A 17,278-nucleotide genomic window follows, 5' to 3' on the forward strand; every position below is an offset into this window, starting at 1 on the left:
AATGACGAAAATAAAACCAAAGGAGAATAAAACGTGTTAAAAAATTTAGAACAGCTCATCTTATCAGCCAACTTTAAAGATGCTGAAGAAATCTATCATAAAATGGACTTCCAACAATTTCATGATCAGCTACTATCAATCGCTTATGATAACCGCAATATGATTAATTACACCTTTTTGCTTTATTTATTAATGAAAAAAGAGTCAGCGAAGTTACACAATCTTGCCTTTTCATTATTTGTTATCCCTTTAACCCCTATCGGCAACCCTCATCATTGTGCCCTCTATCACGCACAAAAGGCTGTCGAGTTAACAAATGAACAAGATACATTTAGCTTAGAACAATTATTATTCCTTAATACTGTGCCTGATAAATTAGTCAGTGATGAAAAAGCGATTGAAATTTGTCATAAGATTTTAGCGCTTGACCCAACTAATAAAACCGCTAAAAGTTCCCTTAAAGAGTTAAAACGTAAAACTCAGTAAGATTTCTATTACACTGGTGAAAAGACGTACAAGCACTAGGTTAAAACGTTTGAATGATTCGTTTTAACCTAGTGGCTTTCAAAAAGTTGATGTTATTTAAAATATTTTAATAGCAATAAATCAGTAAAATGTAGGTGATTATTCCATGATAAAAAATCTAGAGCACCTTATTCTATCTGGCAACTTCACAGAAGCTGAAAAATTATACCAAATAGTGGATTTCCAACAATTTGAAGATGAAATCATAATAAGTGCTTATGATAACCGCAATATTCTTTACTATACTTTTTTGCATTATCTTATAAAGAAGAAAGAAACCGTAGAGTTACACAATCTTGCCTTTTCATTATTTGTACATGCTTTAACACCTATCGAAGGTGCCTATCATTGTGCTCTCTATCACGCACAAAGAGCTGTAGAGCTAACAAATGAACATGATTCTGACATATTAGAACACTTATTATTCCTTCATGAGGTGCCTGATAAATTGGTGAGTGATGAAAAAGCCCATGAAACTTGCCATGAAATTTTAGCATTAGATCCTGCAAACAAATACGCAAAAGAAACCTTAAAAAAATTGGCAAAAAAAAAAAAAAAAAAAATTTCCCTTAAAGCGATACAACGTATGGCTAAGAAAAAGTTTTAATGCAGTTTCATTTGATTTGTAGAAAACTAGCAAACAAAACACTTAACATTTAAAGAGTCGGTGACTTTTTTCATCCAGTCACCGATTTCCATATATAACCTTATTATTCCCTCTTAATTTCCTCCAATCTAAATAGTATGTTTAAAATAATGCGAAAACAACCTTTACAATAAAGTAAATTTCCCACCATGATAACAATAGTAATTGTCTGCTTGAAGATTTTTAATCTTATGCAAAGACAGTTCTGCGTGCTCAACATTTAAACAAAAATGTGGATTCGCAATAACCATTTCTTGATTTTCGTGTGCAGCTGCATCTCCAGTAATGACACTTTTTAAACTTGGGAAGTATAATGAAATATGCCCTGTTGTATGCCCAGGCGTTGCGACTACCCTACATTCGTTATGTAGAATCATGTCCCCATCATGTACCTTTTTATCGATTGCAACATGCTTTAAATTCTTTAATTGTTGAATAAACCATTTCCCAAATTCAATTTCTTCTTGTGGCATATGTTCTAGCATTTCTTCGGCTTGCACCAATCTCTCAGACTTGATTTCACCACTAATATATTTCGATTCTATTTCACTTGCTATGACGTTAACCCAAGGATATTTTGCTTTAAAATCATATAAGGACCCTATGTGATCATCATCGTAGTGCGTAATAATAATGTGCTTTAAATTCTTCATCTCATAGCCATTTTTTAATATTTCATTTTCGATCAAAGGGTAAAAATCTGTATACCCTGTATCGACCAACGTTATTTCACCATTCACTACAATTAAGCTCGGATAAATAGTGTTCTTTTGTCCATTAAATTCAAATTCAATTGGTAGTTCTACTATCTTCATTTTTCTCTCCCCCATACGCGTGCTTTTGAAATAATCAATAACTGAATATTCATTAACAGTACATTATAATATGGCTTTTTTTCAATAAGTACATTTCAAAAAACAGTTATTGTCATTAATAAGCAGGACATTTCCCTTATAAAAACCTCATATGTCATTTCCTTTCAACGTGGATTCCTGTACTATAATACATAACAATCTGACATATAAAAAAGCACACATTATTATCTCTTTTTGCATGTCAAGGAGGTCTTACATATGCACGATTTTATTTTTCCATTTAGCAATGAAAAGCCAAAATATAAACAGATTTATCAGCAATTAAAGACTCTAATTGAACAAGGAAACTTACAGTCGAATGATTCTCTCCCTTCTATTCGAAGGTTGGCGGAGACGTTACAGGTCAGTCGCAATACTACGTTGACTGCCTATGAGCAGCTTGTAGCTGAAGGATACATACGAGGTGAAGGACGCAAAGGCTATTTCGTCAATGTATTGGAACCAGTCTTTTTAAAGGAAGAGGAAGCATCATTGCTTCCTTCAAACGTAAAGCAGGTGCCTCCTGCTATAAAGATTGATTTTCGGGCAGGAGCTGTCGATCAAGCACATTTTCCGTTAAAGGCATGGCGACAATTTGCTAATCGTGCACTCCAGTTAGAGGAAAGTTTTGTGTATGGGGAACCGTTTGGGGAACCTTTATTAAAAGAGCAGCTTGTCCAATACTTATTACAAGCACGCGGGGTTAAATGCGAAGCGGATAATATTATTGTTGGTAGTAGTACACAGCAAATGCTACTGTACCTAGGCTTTATTTTGAAGCACGATTTCGCAAGTGTGATTGTCGAGGACCCTGGTTATATTGGTGCACGACAATCGTTTAAACTAAACGGCTTTACCCTAGAAGCACTCCCTGTTTTAGAGCAAGGTGCACAGCTTCAATTATTATCAGAAATGCAATCACGACTCTTATATGTTACACCTTCACACCATTTTCCTTACGGCGTCACTATGTCTATACAGCAACGCCAAATAATTATTCAGTGGGCAAAAACAGTGGATGGATACATTATCGAGGACGATTATGACAGTGAATTTCGCTATGCGCAGCAGCCATTTCCTGCGCTTGCATCCATTGATCACTCACGGGTTATTTATATTGGGACCTTTTCAAAATCTTTTTTACCTGGTATTCGACTAAGCTATATGGTATTACCTAAGTCACTTCTACATCGTTACAAGGAACAGTTTAGTGAATTTGAACATAATGCATCCTCCCTCCATCAATTAACGATGGCAACATTTATGGAAAATGGTGAGTGGACACGTCATATTAAACGAATGCGCATTATCTATAAACATAAAATGAACTTTCTTGTAGAGCAGCTTCAGCTACATTTCGGAGACTATATTACGATACTTGGAGAACATTCAGGGCTTTATGTATTGGTCAAGTTACATGTACAACAGTCGGAAGAACAGCTCATCCAAACTGCAGAGCAATACGGCGTAAAAGTATATCCGACAAGCCCCTATTTTCTTCAACAATCCACACATGAACCAATACTACAATTAGGCTTTAGTAAGTTAGAAATAGAAGACATCAAGCATGGGGTTCAACAGTTAGCAAAAGCGTGGCAGTTGTCTTCAATCAACGAATAAAAAACGCAGGAAAGTTAAATTCCTGCGTTTTTTATTTATTATGTATTATTTTTGTGCGTATTTTTGTAAATGCTTTGGTATTTCACGAAGATCCATTAACAACGGCATCATCATAAGTAATACGATTAAATAGATTGCAATCCCGATTGCTACAGCTGAGCCTTTAACTTCATCATCGACCACATAAGGCATTGTGATATAAGGTACAAATACCAATAGTAAAATAGAGATGCGTGTCATTGATGTAAACATTTGTTTTTTTGCACAATATGGACAACTAATGAAGCGTGAAAATGTCACAATCGAACGCATCGACTGCTTCCAAGTCCACTTCTCCTTACATTTAATACATTTTGGCATACAAATCCCCTCCATTCACTAATTATGCCATATTGTGTAATGGAGAAGTACTAAATTTAATGTTAAAAAGAATTTGCACAGTTATTCGCTGTACAAATTCTTTTAAAAATAATCGATAAACGTCGGAATACCTACTGGTAACACTGCTTCTAATAGCGCCATTTCAATCGCTTCACCCTGTAATCGTTCGATTTTCTCCAAATAGCTAGGTCGTTTATAGCCCAGTAGCATCGTTGCTAACGTCTGGACAGTGAGTTGAATCGCATTCTCAGAAAGTTGTTCGCTAACCTTTTCAACGGATACTTTTCCGTTTTGTGCAGTTACGACAAACGTACCGTTATTCCAAGCAACAATACGATCGCTTACTGCTAAGCGCAGTTGAAAGTCATTCCCTATAAACGGGTAGCGCAATAAAAATTCCTTTACATCTACAATACGTGCCATAAAATAAGGAGATACTTTTTGAATAATTTCACTGTCCTCAAGTAAAAATGCCACCGCTTCATTGCCGGTCGTTTTGCCATATACATTGTAAACCATTGAGCTATGTGCAGAGACAAAATTCCATAACCCTTTTCGTGCTTCTTCTTGTATATAAACGATTTCATCGATATAAAAATTTTCTTCCATAATACGATAGAACATGTAACCTTGTGGCTCATCTTCCTCATCGTAATAGACTGCTGCTTGTAGTTTGACATCACTATCTATAAATTTTTCTTCCCAAAAATCTTCTTGAAATTTCTCATTCCAGGCAATGCTATTACGCACCATTACACCATGTGTCTTTATTGCATATCGTGCATAAATTGCAACAACATCTTTATCTTTAGGATCGACACGACGAATTTTGCCATTTAATCCACCATAATGAGGGAGTTGTGTATCTTTCACTTGAAATTCCACAATATCGCTCATAATTTCCCAGCCTTTTTTGCGATAATATGGAATTGAATAAGGGAATAAATAAGAAATATACCTGCCTTCCTCACGCATTTGTTCTAAGCACTTTATAATGAGACTTTCCATTAAGCCATGCCTAGAATATTCAGGATACGTACCAACTGCTGTTATTCCTCCCATTTCATAAAACTTCCCATGCACATTGATTTGAAAAGGCAAATTTAAAATTTGTGATACAAGTTGTGAGCCATCAAACCAACCAAAAGCATGACCTTCGTCAAACTGTTTACTTTTGGCATTAACGAAACGGCGATCCTTATGAATAGACATAGACATCTGAAATACGTAGTTTAGCAAATCGATGGACTGTGCCATCTCATCTAGTCGTATTTCCCGCATTACTAAACCTTTCCGTTGATTCATTTTTCTCTCTCCTCATCAAATAGCTCTGCAAAAATGGTATCTGGGGCATTTAAAAATCGCTTTGTTACAATATAATGTATAGTGTCTTCGTATCGGATGGATTCAATTCCTCCATCTTCAAAACTGTAGATGGTAGCATTCGGATAACCGAGTAAAATAGGTGAATGAGTAGCGATAATAAACTGGGCTTCATGCTCTAAATCCTTCATTATTTTTAGAAGACTGAGCTGTCTCGTAGGCGATAAAGCTGCTTCAGGCTCATCAAGTAAATAAATTGCCTTTCCTTTAAAACGATTCATAAATAGCGATAAAAATGACTCCCCATGAGACTGTTGATGTAAGGATTTCCCTCCAAATGCAGCATACTTATTAGGGTGATTCTCTAACAAATCAATATGGCTTGCAAATTGATAAAACGTTTCTGATCGTAGAAAAAAGCCGTTCGAAACTTTCGGCCACCACGACAACCGTATATAGTCTCCAAGTGCAGATTCCGCTTTATGTACTTCATAAATGTTTTGACGTCCACCACCTGCTGTATTAAAATCACAGCGATCCGCAATTGCTTCCAGAAGCGTTGATTTCCCAGAGCCATTTTCCCCCACAAAAAATGTCACATTCGTTGGAAACTCTAGCTCTTGTAAATCGTGCAAACTGGGTATATTAAATGGATAAAGTCGTTTATCGTCTATGTTGTCCTGTAAAACTTTACATGATTTTAAATACATTGTGTCCCCTCCTATGTACTAGTATAACTCGCATACGGAACTATGAAACGGTCCTTTTTTCCAAATACAAACTAATAATACCTACTATGAATAATAAGATGATACCAATTAAGGAAATAGGTGACCACATAAGCCTAAAATCGAATAATTGAAAGAAAAAAGTGAATATTGAGACAAAGCATAAACTCATCATCACCATTGAATGTGAACAATACCGAATACCTATTTGCATTAAATACATTGGAAGCACGACGCCTGTTGCCGTTACAGTAAAAATTCAGCCAATATTTCCTGAGAAATACTTAAAGAACACATCATAAGTAGCTAAAAAAGATAATAAAATTATGCCATAATAACGATTTGCCAAAATCATAGAAGTTGTCCAGCCTGCCTCACTTAATTCCCTTGAATATATGGTGCATAAAACAGCACACACCCCACAGCTAATACTTGCAAATAAGGCGATGATAACAGGCATTGTTATTACTAACTGGACTGCTGAGTTTCCGCTAAGTACATCTACAATAAGTACAAGACACGCAATCATAGTTGCCATGGCAATTAGCCACTGCGCCCTTGGAATGGATTCCTTTGCAATGACCGCAAGAACTAAGACAAATAATGGACCAATACCCATTTCGAGTGCACTTACTATGGCAGACTCCACATATTTTAATGCAAAATAAAAACACATAAAGGCCAGAACGGACGCTCCATTTAATTTCACAACATAGCCGATTGTTCCTTGCCATTTAATATGATGTTTATGTGTACGTGCAAAAAATGCAAAGTAGACTGCTGTTAGAAAAAAGCTAATACATGTAAATAGAAATGCTGGTATTTCTTGTACTTGCTTAGCATAAACTACTTGACTCATTGCAGTAAAAAGCGCTGAAAAAATAAGTGCTAACAGCCCTATCGTTGTTTCGCGTTTCTTCGTTATGTCCATTCATCTCCCCACTTTTCATTATTTCCTAAAACAAAAAACTCCATCTCCAATAAATATAGAGACGAAGTTATCCGTGGTACCACTCTGTTTAGCATATATGCTCACTTTAACTATAACGGTGGCTGCCATTTATACTTATTTATTCAGTATAAAAACTCCTGGACGAGTTCACGAATCATTTACGATGATTTTCACCAGCCATCATCTCTCTACAAGTAAATAATATCCGCCACCATTTCCAATAATTGTTAAATATTAGCGTTTATAATAATTTATTATAGTTAAGCTCTTTAAAGCATTAATTCACACTAATAAAATCGCCAAATTTTTAAATAATTATTATATTTGACAATATTTTCTTTTTATATTATTTTTATATTGACTGAACATTCAATCAAAAAGGAGTTTAAAATGCCTAGAACTGAAATTCAAAATTTAGACCTGCGAGATCAAAGACGAGATCAACTATTAAAAGCTGCATTAAAAGTGTTTTCTAGAAGAGGAATGGTTGCTACAAAAATTAGTGATATTGCAAAGGAAGCCAATTTAAGTCATGGACTTGTTTATCACTATTTTAAGTCGAAGGAAGAAATCTTTACACTTTTAGTACAAAGTGCAGCAGAAAGTGCTAATCAGATTATTGAGAATGCCTATCTTTATGAAGGAACCCCACTAAATAAAATTAAATGGATGACAGAACAAATTCTCGAAAGTTTATTTGATGGAGATCAAATTCTATTATTTTTGATAATGATTCAGGCTAGTACTTCTGAAGCTGTTCCATATGAAGTGAAACAACTTTTAACCTCTCCAGAATATAAATCCCCTGTCAGTGGTTTGATTCCTTTAATTACTGCGGGACAACAGTGCAATGAAATAATTCAAGAGGACCCCATAATATTAGCTGTTAGCTATTATTCTTTTATTCAGGGTTTCTCCATTAATAGATTACAGTGGAATCAGTGTCCCATACCAGAAGCCGATTTGATCATCAAAATTTTCAAATAAATATTTAAGAAATGAGGTACAGTATGATAAAAAATAAGCGTAATTTAAAATTTTGGTACTTATTTATTTCACCTTTTTTCATTATATTAATTGGGTATTCGACAGCTACGGTTTTTAATCATTTCATTGGGGGATGGGCATGGATTCCATTAGCGATTATCTATTGGACATTTTTAGGCATTTCTATTTGGAATTTTAAAGGGGATAAAAAACTTGGAGCTTGGTTTATAAAATCAAAGAAGGCTCCTTTTTGGATTACAATATCTATGCTTATCGGAATATTTCCATTAACAATTCTTTTGACGAGTTACCATTTGTTTAATTCAATATGGTTAATTGTTTTTTGGTTATTGTTTGCATTTATTAATCCATGGTTTGAAGAATATTATTGGAGAGGTATATTGTTAGATAATTTATTAACTAAATTTCCAAAATGGTTTGCTATTTTATATTCAACTTTACTTTTTGTAATTAGTCACCCATTGATGTGGGGAGTGTTTTCCTATGCGAGTAAGTCATATCACTTATATTTATATTTATCAGTTACAAGTATAGTTTGGGCAATTACATATTTAAAAACGAAAAGTTTGCGTTATATTATTTTATCTCATTTTATTGTAGACATTGGAAATTTAACAGTATTAACTTTTTTAAATATTTACGTACCCCCTACCATGAGTTAAATCTACAATAAATATGCATAACCTAATTTGTTTTAGTTGATTTAGTGATTATTTTATAACCTCTATATGAATGGAAGGCTATTTGAGCTAGCAAATACGCTTATATATATGCAATAGCTATTTTTACTTTTCATTATCCAAACCGTTAAATTAAAAAATCTCCTAACATCCGCTAGGAGATTTTTTTACTTACACTACTCCAAAAGAAGTTGAAGATAACGCTATGGGATCTTCCCCTCACTTGAAAGCAAATGCTAAAAACGCTTGAATTTCTTATTTTGCATTTTTATCTGGCTGATGAATACCAAAAACATTGCCTTCAGTATCTGTATAATAGCCCTGCCATGCCATCCCTGGAAGCGCATATTTCGGTATTGCTATCTTACCGCCATTATCCAGAATTTTCGCTTCTGTTGCATCGTAATTTTCCACACCCATTGTACAAGCAAATCCATTCAATGCTTGGTTTGGTTCTGGAGGAGGACCTTGGCGTTGCATTAAAGCACCATTGATGCCTAGTTCATCCTCACTACCTGTCACTGCTCCAAAATACGGCATTCCAGCATAGTCACTCCAATCTTCAAATGACCATCCAAATATGTTGCCATAGAAATCCTTTGCTCGCTCCATATCACTTACATGAACTTCAAAATGAACTAATCTCCCCATCGTATCCTCCTAAATGTAATAGAATATAATTACTATAATGCATTTTTTTATAGATAGGAAATATAATGAATACTCAAACGGATTGATTGTCCAAATAATTGTAGCACCTACAAAGTTCTACGCTTTGTTTGAAGAAATAACGTATTATCGGTTTATATCTTGTGTTACCTTTCTCCCAGCATAATACTTCATTTGTTCATCACCTTTATGTTCTTTTGCGGTCATCGTGATTGGTTGCAATTTAAGTACAACCGTTTTACTACCTAAAGAAGATTGATATTTATCGACATGTGTCTTCGATAAAGGTACTTTATAATAATTGGGGACATATTTATCAAGCATTTCTTGCATAGCTGCTGTTGCTTCATTTAAATCCGTTACAATTTCAATTTTTCCATTTGCGATAACGCTCATATAAGCTGTATCTGTATTCGCGGGAATCGGATCGGCGATTGTTCCGTAAATTTCACATATTGTCAGGCATGCATTAGCATTATTGTTTAAAATGTTAATTTTTCTTCCCTCATTTGCACCATGAATGTAAAAGTTTCCATCCTTAAATACAAAATTTAAAGGAATTACATATGGCATGTTGTTATCTACTAACCCAAGAAAAGCTGTTTGTGCTCCTCGTAAAAATTTATTGATTTGCCTTTCGTCTGTACATGTTCTATTCACCATACGAATTTGAGTTTCCATCCAAATCACTTCTCCCTTTTTAACAAGTATAAAAACTTCCTAACTTCTAAAGAGAGTCTATAGCAGGATTGTCTTCTAAAAAAGGGACAGTTTGATGAAAAAGAATGGGTACAACGTAAAATCTTCATCCTTTTTATTAGAACTTCACTATGTCGAACTGTTGTCTTTGTTGACTTTTCGTTCCCATTACTTAGGGTGAACTACCACTTTACTGTTGTCGATAAAATAATTTAAGCTGTGCGACAATCATAATGCTAATTACGACAAGTAAAAACCAAGAGCTAATTTTTCCAAAATGCACAATCGTCCAAGCTACCTCTTGATTAGGATATGACCATGCACCAAAGTATGTTGCAATATTCTCTGCAATCCAAATGAAAAATCCAATTAAAAGGAATGATACAACAATAGGCATTTTATAGTGATTTTGCCGTACTGTGAATTTGACAACGGTCCGATAAAACACAATAAAAAGTGCAGCCATTAACAGCCATCTCACGTCATATATAAAATGATGTGTGAAGAAGTTTAAGTAGATCATAGCTCCTAATGGGATAGCTACATAACTTCTGGGCCAATTTAAAATTTTCAAATCAAACCTACGCCAAGCTTGGCAAATATAACTAGCCACACTAGCATACATAAAGCCGCTATATAAGGGAACACCACCAATTTTGGACCACGCCTCTTCTGGATAAGACCAAGAGTGAAAGTTCACTTTATATAATTCTAGTATAAGACCAATAATATGAAACAGACAGATTACTTTTATTTCATCTTTAGATTCTAGACCAAATTTATACATCAAGTACTGTGTCACAAGACAGACTATTAAAATCAAATCATATCTTGCAAGTGGTAAATGAATAATTTTTGACAGCGCAAGCGTAACAAATATAACAACAGGAAAAATACAAGATAAGGATTGATGGTACGTAAAGTACCCTAAGTCTTTTAAAAAAATTTTCAACATTTATTCACCTCATATAACAAAGTACGAGAAAATTAACTAGCGTAAGACTAATCTCTTCTTGTATGAAGAATAAATGATATTTTATCTTATTACAATGTTTTTTTATCGAAAAACGATAAATTATTTCGTTTTTTAGCGGAACAATTTTTTATAAAATACGTCTCTTGTAAACCTAAATAAAACAACAAGAGTAGCCACATCATTGCAGCTACTCTTGTCATTTAAAGAAACATTTTTTGGTCTAATTTTAACTGTACTTCTTGTTGGCTTACTTTTATCACCTTCGTTTTCTTCACTTTTACATAATAAACAATATAACAGCCGATAAAGAATGCGCCACCACAATATAAAGCTAATCGTTGAGACGGATCAAAAGCTAAGCTTGCCATGACAATACAATTCGCTGTTAAACCTAAAACTGGAACGATTGGATATAGCGGTGCTTTGAATTTTAAATCCTCCACTTTACCACCTTGACGAACATACGAACGTCTAAAGGCAATTTGCGATGCGGTAATCGCAATCCAACCGATTTGTGCGCCTAAACCTGCTAGAGATAATAGCCAAACAAACACTGTTTTTGCAGCAAATACACTTGATAATAGTGATAAACCCGCTACGGCAAGTGTAATTAATAATGCATTCATTGGAATTCCTCTTTTATTAACTTTCCCTAAAACTGGGCTAGCCATCTTTTCAACAGATAAAGAGAACAACATACGTGTTGCTGCATATAGACCAGAGTTTGCAACCGATAATAGCGCTGTCAAAATAACAAAATTCATAATATCTGCTGCATAAGGAATGCCTATACTGTCCAGTACAACTACAAATGGACTTTCAACAACTCCTGCTTTATCCATTGGAATCATAGCTGCAAGTATTACTACAGATAATACAAAGAAGAACAATGTACGCCAAACTGTTTGTTTAATAGATTTAGGAATTGTCTTTTCAGGATTTTCACTCTCCCCAGCAGCAATACCAATTAATTCTGTCCCTTGGAATGAAAAGTTCACAGTAATCATTGTAATAAGTAGTGCTGTTACACCATTTGGAAATAGCCCATGCTCATAAAAATGAGTAAGGAAAGGAGCGCTGGTTCCATCTTTCATATCAATAAGGCCAAACATAGCTGCTCCTCCAACAATAAGGAACATAATGATAGCCAATATTTTTATGCTAGAGAAAACAAATTCTGCTTCCCCAAATGCTTTAGCTGATAAACCATTTAATAAAAAGAGCAAGGCACCAAATATTAAACACCACATCCATACTGGTGATTCTGGAAACCATCTTTGCATAAGTTGTCCAGCCCCTAAAAATTCAAGGGCAACCGTTACTGCCCAGCCCAGCCAATAAAGCCAGCCAACGGCAAAGCCAGTAGCAGGACCAATAAACTTCGTCGTATATGTTTGAAATGAACCAGATACTGGCATAGCAACAGATAATTCACCCAAACAAAGCATCGTTAGATACATCACTAACCCGCCTACTAAATAAGAAAGAATAGCACCAGTTGGTCCAGCTTGATTTATAGTAAAACCTGATCCGAGAAAAAAGCCAGTCCCAATACATCCCCCTAGTGAAATCATAAATAAGTGTCTAGCTTTCATACTTCTTTTTAATTCATGTTGTTCTGTTGCCATAAAATAACCCCTTACACGATTATCATGTAAGCACTTTCTTTTTAAAGTGCAAAAAGATAATGATGAGAAATATTAATAGATGTTTAAAATTAAATCTATTTTGTGAACATTCAATTTTCTGACAAATAAAAAAGCTTAATTAGTCTAGAGCATTCGTTCCTTCTATTGTAAACTACAATGAGGGAGAGCATTTTTCTTAAATTTGGTTGTCGCGACCTCATTTTACTAAAAAGTTCTTCCTTATCAGCTAATTGATTTTCCCCAATCCATTGTTTAAAGTAATGTATCGCCAAATAAAGAGCTAATTAAAGCGACCGCTGCAATAGCTGTTTTATTATATTGATCTAGTACTGGGTTTGTCTCTACAAACTCTGCAGACGTAATAATATTTGCTTCGGATAGCATTTCCATAGCTAAATGACTTTCACGATAGCTAATACCACCTGCTACTGGCGTTCCGACACCTGGTGCATCGTTTGGATCAAGACCATCTAAATCTAAAGATAAATGGACACCATCTGTACGTTGCTTTAAATATTCAATCGTTTCTGACATTACTGTCGTCATACCTAAGCGATCGATTTCATGCATTGTATAAACTTTAATGCCAATTTCCTTAATAAGCTTTTTCTCTCCTGGATCTAAATCACGGGCCCCAATAATTACTACATTTTCAGGTTTTACTTTTGGAGCATAGCCGCCAATATTCGTAAGTGCAGGATGTCCAAGACCTAAGCTTACTGCTAAAGACATTCCATGGATATTTCCTGAAGGAGATGTTTCACCTGTGTTTAAATCGCCATGGGCATCATACCAAATAACACCTACATTATCATAATGTTTCGATACACCCGCTAATGTTCCAATGGCAATACTATGATCTCCTCCTAAAACTAAAGGAAAGCGATTTGAGGAAATAGCTTGATTTACTTTTTGACCAAGCTTGTCATTAGCATCTGCTACGGTTTTTAAATTTTTTAAGTTTGATGTTGTTTCTATAGTTTCATCATTTTTTACAAATTCGATATTCAAATCCCCTACGTCCTCAATCGAATAACCAAGGCCTTCAAGTCGATCTGTTAGTCCGGCATATCGAATAGCACTCGGCCCCATGTCGACCCCTCTTCTAGTTTGACCCAAGTCCATAGGCACCCCAATAATTGTAACTTCTTTACGCATGATATTTTCTCCTCTCCAATAATTACTTTCACAGTATAAAGAAAATGAAAAATTGACTCAACTCGACATTATTTTTAATTTTTATACAGTTTAGATTATTAGAAACATAGATTTTCTCTTGCATAAACGAATGCATAAACACAATTATAATGAATAAAGATACTTATTTTGTAAATTTTATATATGTTTTTGTCAGAAATTTCAAAAACGAAAGATTAAAACTATTCATTTTTATTGTTTTTTTAGAAAATTATTTCGTTAATTTCAGGATTTATATCAATATAATGTAAATATATTTAAAATATATCCATATTTGTATATGAGTAATAGGTTTAGATATTGATATATTTTAATCATATAATAAAAATAAATAAAACCAGAATCTCATTTCACAGTGAGTTCTGGTTTAAAATTTTTGTATGAATAATTTTTCATCTGATTGAATTTCAGCATAAAAGACTTCTTCAATATTTTTGATTCCTGCTTTTTTTAATTCGCTTTTTAGCCACTCTCTATTTTTCCCAACTTCTAACAAATTTCTTTTTAATAATTTTCCGTCTGATATTATTTCTATAGGTAAAAACGGTGGATTTTTAGGCGAAATGTTTATATCTATTTTTTGCGTACCTTGAAATTGAGGTTTCTTCAGGATACTAAGCATGCCATTCGGTTCTAATATCGCAAAATCGATTTCATCAATTGAAAAAACTTGATATTGTCTTATCATCATCGTTAAGTCATCTATATTGACGCCCGTTCTTTTCAATGCTTTTCTATCAATTCTGCCGTGTTTTATTACGATTGTAGGTTGACCATCGAGAATCATCCTTATTTTTCCGGATTTTAGACTTATATAGCCAATAAGTGTTGTTAGCGAGCACCATATAACCAAGCTCAGTAAATCTTTTGTGTAATCTTTTGTACTAAGAACAATCATGTTAGCGGCAATTGAGCCAATTGTTATTCCTGTTACATAGTTAAAAAACGTAAGTTGACTTAATTGTTTTTTTCCTAAAAAACGTGTTAGTGCAAGAAGTACAAAAAAAGTTATGACTGTTTCTAGTGCTATTTGTAAGTAGCTTACATCTTTCATGCCTCCACTCCTATCTATACAATAGAATGTGTTGTGCATAAAATAAAATACACTAAAACTAGGTACTAATTAGCGATTCTCGTCAAGGTTTTCCAATGACTCCAAAGATCGATATAATGTCGATTTACTGATGCCTGTTTCTTCTTTAATATCATGTAATGTGAACTTCCCTGAATGGTACATCGAAATAGCTTTTTGAATGTTTATATCTGGTTTTCTCGGTCTGCCAATAGTCTTTCCCTGCTCTCTTGCATTGGAAATGCCAATAATAGCTGACTGCTTCGCAACATCTGTTTGGAACTGGATATAGTGTTTCATCATTTGTTGTAATGTACATGTTAAAGATTGATTAGTAGAAATATTCTCATTTAAAAAATGAATGCTTACATCGTCTTTTTCACATACATTGAAGAGGTCTTGCAGTTGTCGTGTTGTGTCTGCAAGTGCAAACATCCGTTCAACAATAATCGTATCTCCTGGTTGCAATGCCATTAGCAATTCTTCTAATTTATGTCGCTTTTTAGGTGAAGCATGCAGTTCACGATATATCGTTTGGCATTTTTCAGATACTACTTTTAACTGTTTTTCACACGTTTCATCATCATATAAAGGTCGTACATAACCGAAAATCATCAATTTACCTCCTTACATTGTCTCAAAAAGGTTCCATTTTGGGAATATGAATGGTATGATACTCAAAGAATTTTTTATATTAAAAGGAGTACATCATGCAAAGTTTAAAACAACAATGGTTTGGAAACATTCGAGGCGATCTATTAGCAGGCATTGTCGTAGCACTTGCTCTTATCCCTGAAGCCATTGCCTTTTCTATCATCGCGGGCGTTGACCCAATGGTAGGGTTATATGCATCTTTTTGTATCGCTATCACAATAGCTTTTGTCGGTGGTAGACCTGGTATGATTTCAGCAGCTACAGGCGCAATGGCACTCGTAATAGCACCATTAGTAAAAGATTACGGACTAAATTATTTACTCGCTGCTACAATTTTAACAGGCATTATTCAAATAATTTTTGGCTTATTAAAAATAGCAAAATTAATGAAATTCATACCAAATGCTGTCATGATTGGCTTTGTAAATTCATTAGCTATTTTAATTTTTTTAGCACAAGTACCTCAAATTATCGGAATGTCTACGATGACATATATATTTGTCGCATTGACACTTTTACTTTTGTATACTTTACCACGATATATTCAAGTAATACCAGCACCACTTATAGCAATCGTTGTATTAACTTCTATAGCGATTTATAGTGATGCTAATTTACGAACTATTGGTGATTTAGGGGTTATTACGCAAACACTACCGACATTTGCTATTCCGAATGTACCTTTTACGTTTGAAACATTAAAAATTATTTTCCCCTATTCGCTAGCATTAGCAATTGTTGGGCTAATCGAATCTTTATTAACAGCCCAAATCGTAGATGATATGACCGGGACAGAAAGTGAAAAAAATAAAGAAGCGAGAGGACAAGGCATTGCTAATTTCATTAATGGATTTTTTGGAGGAATGGCCGGTTGTGCGATGATTGGTCAATCTGTCATCAATGTTAAGTCTGGTGGACGAGGGCGCTTCTCAACACTTGTAGCAGGTTTATTTTTAATGTTTTTAATTATTGTTTTAGGTGATTTAGTAGTAAAGATTCCAATGCCAGTACTTGTAGGCATCATGATTATGGTATGTATCGGTACATTTGATTGGAATTCTTTCAAGTATTTAGTGAAGGCCCCTCCTAGTGATGCGATTGTTATGCTAGTAACGGTTATCATCGTAGTATACACACATGATCTATCGAAGGGAGTTATTGCTGGGGTTATTTTGAGTGCAATCTTCTTTGTAGTAAAAATTTCAACTTTGAAAGTAATAAAAAATGGAGATATATACAATATAGAAGGTCCATTATTCTTTGCTGCCACACATAGCTTTGTCGATTACTTTAAAAAATTTGAAGGCATGAATACTAAAGTTACGATAGATTTTAGAAATAGTCGTCTATGGGATGAATCTGCTGTAGGCGCCTTGCATAAAGTAAAACATTCGCTACAAGCAAAAGGGATTACAGTTGAAATAACGGGACTCGATACTTCCAGTCAAAAACTAATTGATCGATTACAAAGTATAACTTCTTCTCATTAAAGAACAAGGAATTCCGATATACTTACGCGGAATTCCTTTTTTTAATTCGTTCGCAGGATTCTACCTTCCTTCCGCGGAATTATACCTCTCTTTCGCGGAATCCTACTTTCCTTCCGCGGAATTCTACCTCCCTTTCGCGGAATCTTTCCTTCCTT

At 34.4% G+C, this 17,278-nt stretch carries 18 protein-coding genes and 1 other annotated feature; of the genes, 6 read left to right on the forward strand and 12 right to left on the reverse strand.

What is annotated here, in order from left to right; genetic code table 11:
• Positions 1–33 precede the first annotated feature (33 nt).
• Complete coding sequence (locus tag ACIP9C_RS00070) at positions 34–486, forward strand: hypothetical protein (RefSeq protein ID WP_401007421.1); 453 nt, start codon at positions 34–36, stop codon at positions 484–486.
• A 145-nt stretch (positions 487–631) separates the two neighbouring features.
• Entirely contained in the window at positions 632–1,132 is a 501-nt protein-coding gene (locus ACIP9C_RS00075) for a hypothetical protein (protein ID WP_401007423.1), read from the forward strand.
• Positions 1,133–1,296: 164 nt separating this feature from the next.
• Here the strand turns inward: ACIP9C_RS00075 and ACIP9C_RS00080 are convergent, their stop codons facing one another.
• A complete protein-coding gene (locus tag ACIP9C_RS00080) occupies positions 1,297–1,986 on the reverse strand; it encodes an MBL fold metallo-hydrolase (protein ID WP_401007425.1) in 690 nt (229 codons plus the stop codon).
• Positions 1,987–2,244: 258 nt separating this feature from the next.
• Here ACIP9C_RS00080 and pdxR point away from each other — a divergent pair, with 258 nt between their 5' ends.
• A complete protein-coding gene (gene pdxR, locus ACIP9C_RS00085; protein WP_401007428.1) occupies positions 2,245–3,645 on the forward strand; it encodes a MocR-like pyridoxine biosynthesis transcription factor PdxR in 1,401 nt (466 codons plus the stop codon).
• A 45-nt stretch (positions 3,646–3,690) separates the two neighbouring features.
• Here pdxR and ACIP9C_RS00090 read toward each other — a convergent pair whose 3' ends face one another.
• From ACIP9C_RS00090 to ACIP9C_RS00105, 4 genes are all read right to left on the reverse strand, one after another.
• Positions 3,691–4,005 carry a TIGR04104 family putative zinc finger protein gene (locus ACIP9C_RS00090; protein ID WP_401007429.1) on the reverse strand — a complete coding sequence of 105 codons (315 nt, stop codon included), beginning with the start codon at positions 4,003–4,005 and terminating at the stop codon, positions 3,691–3,693.
• Between the two features lie 102 nt (positions 4,006–4,107).
• Positions 4,108–5,331 carry a GNAT family N-acetyltransferase gene (locus ACIP9C_RS00095; protein ID WP_401007431.1) on the reverse strand — a complete coding sequence of 408 codons (1,224 nt, stop codon included), beginning with the start codon at positions 5,329–5,331 and terminating at the stop codon, positions 4,108–4,110.
• The gene (locus tag ACIP9C_RS00100; RefSeq protein WP_401007434.1) at positions 5,328–6,059 is read right to left on the reverse strand and encodes an AAA family ATPase; all 732 of its coding nucleotides are present in this window, start codon (positions 6,057–6,059) and stop codon (positions 5,328–5,330) included. Before ACIP9C_RS00100 ends, ACIP9C_RS00095 begins: the two co-directional genes overlap by 4 nt.
• 277 nt (positions 6,060–6,336) lie before the next feature.
• Entirely contained in the window at positions 6,337–7,008 is a 672-nt protein-coding gene (locus ACIP9C_RS00105; protein WP_401007437.1) for an EamA family transporter, read from the reverse strand.
• 54 nt (positions 7,009–7,062) lie between these two features.
• Positions 7,063–7,263, reverse strand: a binding site (T-box leader).
• Positions 7,264–7,419: 156 nt separating this feature from the next.
• Between ACIP9C_RS00105 and ACIP9C_RS00110 the strand changes: the two genes are divergently transcribed.
• A complete protein-coding gene (locus ACIP9C_RS00110; RefSeq protein ID WP_401007439.1) occupies positions 7,420–8,016 on the forward strand; it encodes a TetR/AcrR family transcriptional regulator in 597 nt (198 codons plus the stop codon).
• A gap of 23 nt (positions 8,017–8,039) precedes the next feature.
• A complete protein-coding gene (locus ACIP9C_RS00115; RefSeq protein ID WP_401007441.1) occupies positions 8,040–8,699 on the forward strand; it encodes a CPBP family intramembrane glutamic endopeptidase in 660 nt (219 codons plus the stop codon).
• A 273-nt stretch (positions 8,700–8,972) separates the two neighbouring features.
• Here the strand turns inward: ACIP9C_RS00115 and ACIP9C_RS00120 are convergent, their stop codons facing one another.
• From ACIP9C_RS00120 to ACIP9C_RS00150, 7 genes are all read right to left on the reverse strand, one after another.
• Positions 8,973–9,368 (reverse strand): VOC family protein, encoded by a 396-nt coding sequence (locus ACIP9C_RS00120; protein WP_401007443.1) that lies wholly within the window; start codon positions 9,366–9,368, stop codon positions 8,973–8,975.
• 144 nt (positions 9,369–9,512) lie between these two features.
• Positions 9,513–10,067, reverse strand: coding sequence for a pyridoxamine 5'-phosphate oxidase family protein (locus tag ACIP9C_RS00125; RefSeq protein ID WP_401007446.1), 555 nt, complete (start codon positions 10,065–10,067; stop codon positions 9,513–9,515).
• Between the two features lie 208 nt (positions 10,068–10,275).
• Complete coding sequence (locus ACIP9C_RS00130; protein WP_401007447.1) at positions 10,276–11,040, reverse strand: DUF817 domain-containing protein; 765 nt, start codon at positions 11,038–11,040, stop codon at positions 10,276–10,278.
• 221 nt (positions 11,041–11,261) lie between these two features.
• The gene (locus ACIP9C_RS00135) at positions 11,262–12,689 is read right to left on the reverse strand and encodes an amino acid permease (protein WP_401007449.1); all 1,428 of its coding nucleotides are present in this window, start codon (positions 12,687–12,689) and stop codon (positions 11,262–11,264) included.
• 273 nt (positions 12,690–12,962) lie between these two features.
• Entirely contained in the window at positions 12,963–13,868 is a 906-nt protein-coding gene (gene rocF / locus ACIP9C_RS00140; protein WP_401007450.1) for an arginase, read from the reverse strand.
• A gap of 406 nt (positions 13,869–14,274) precedes the next feature.
• On the reverse strand, positions 14,275–14,961 hold the full coding sequence (locus ACIP9C_RS00145; RefSeq protein WP_401007452.1) for a DUF421 domain-containing protein: 687 nt from the start codon (positions 14,959–14,961) through the stop codon (positions 14,275–14,277).
• Between the two features lie 69 nt (positions 14,962–15,030).
• The gene (locus ACIP9C_RS00150) at positions 15,031–15,594 is read right to left on the reverse strand and encodes a recombinase family protein (RefSeq protein WP_401007454.1); all 564 of its coding nucleotides are present in this window, start codon (positions 15,592–15,594) and stop codon (positions 15,031–15,033) included.
• Between the two features lie 92 nt (positions 15,595–15,686).
• Here ACIP9C_RS00150 and ACIP9C_RS00155 point away from each other — a divergent pair, with 92 nt between their 5' ends.
• The gene (locus tag ACIP9C_RS00155; protein WP_401009155.1) at positions 15,687–17,123 is read left to right on the forward strand and encodes a SulP family inorganic anion transporter; all 1,437 of its coding nucleotides are present in this window, start codon (positions 15,687–15,689) and stop codon (positions 17,121–17,123) included.
• The last annotated feature ends 155 nt before the right edge of the window (positions 17,124–17,278 follow it).

It is taken from the genome of Lysinibacillus sp. NPDC093210, assembly GCF_044753985.1.
In the GTDB taxonomy this organism is placed as follows: domain Bacteria; phylum Bacillota; class Bacilli; order Bacillales_A; family Planococcaceae; genus Lysinibacillus.

Excerpts from the sequence above, each read along its gene's own strand:
- ACIP9C_RS00105 (WP_401007437.1), bottom strand. The coding sequence starts at position 7,008 with ATGGACATAACGAAGAAACGCGAAACAACGATAGGGCTGTTAGCACTT.
- ACIP9C_RS00130 (WP_401007447.1), bottom strand. The coding sequence starts at position 11,040 with ATGTTGAAAATTTTTTTAAAAGACTTAGGGTACTTTACGTACCATCAA.
- ACIP9C_RS00150 (WP_401007454.1), bottom strand. The coding sequence starts at position 15,594 with ATGATTTTCGGTTATGTACGACCTTTATATGATGATGAAACGTGTGAA.
- ACIP9C_RS00135 (WP_401007449.1), bottom strand. The coding sequence starts at position 12,689 with ATGGCAACAGAACAACATGAATTAAAAAGAAGTATGAAAGCTAGACAC.
- ACIP9C_RS00100 (WP_401007434.1), bottom strand. The coding sequence starts at position 6,059 with ATGTATTTAAAATCATGTAAAGTTTTACAGGACAACATAGACGATAAA.
- ACIP9C_RS00110 (WP_401007439.1), top strand. The coding sequence starts at position 7,420 with ATGCCTAGAACTGAAATTCAAAATTTAGACCTGCGAGATCAAAGACGA.
- rocF (WP_401007450.1), bottom strand. The coding sequence starts at position 13,868 with ATGCGTAAAGAAGTTACAATTATTGGGGTGCCTATGGACTTGGGTCAA.
- ACIP9C_RS00080 (WP_401007425.1), bottom strand. The coding sequence starts at position 1,986 with ATGAAGATAGTAGAACTACCAATTGAATTTGAATTTAATGGACAAAAG.
- ACIP9C_RS00090 (WP_401007429.1), bottom strand. The coding sequence starts at position 4,005 with ATGCCAAAATGTATTAAATGTAAGGAGAAGTGGACTTGGAAGCAGTCG.
- ACIP9C_RS00115 (WP_401007441.1), top strand. The coding sequence starts at position 8,040 with ATGATAAAAAATAAGCGTAATTTAAAATTTTGGTACTTATTTATTTCA.
- pdxR (WP_401007428.1), top strand. The coding sequence starts at position 2,245 with ATGCACGATTTTATTTTTCCATTTAGCAATGAAAAGCCAAAATATAAA.
- ACIP9C_RS00120 (WP_401007443.1), bottom strand. The coding sequence starts at position 9,368 with ATGGGGAGATTAGTTCATTTTGAAGTTCATGTAAGTGATATGGAGCGA.
- ACIP9C_RS00095 (WP_401007431.1), bottom strand. The coding sequence starts at position 5,331 with ATGAATCAACGGAAAGGTTTAGTAATGCGGGAAATACGACTAGATGAG.
- ACIP9C_RS00125 (WP_401007446.1), bottom strand. The coding sequence starts at position 10,067 with ATGGAAACTCAAATTCGTATGGTGAATAGAACATGTACAGACGAAAGG.
- ACIP9C_RS00075 (WP_401007423.1), top strand. The coding sequence starts at position 632 with ATGATAAAAAATCTAGAGCACCTTATTCTATCTGGCAACTTCACAGAA.
- ACIP9C_RS00145 (WP_401007452.1), bottom strand. The coding sequence starts at position 14,961 with ATGAAAGATGTAAGCTACTTACAAATAGCACTAGAAACAGTCATAACT.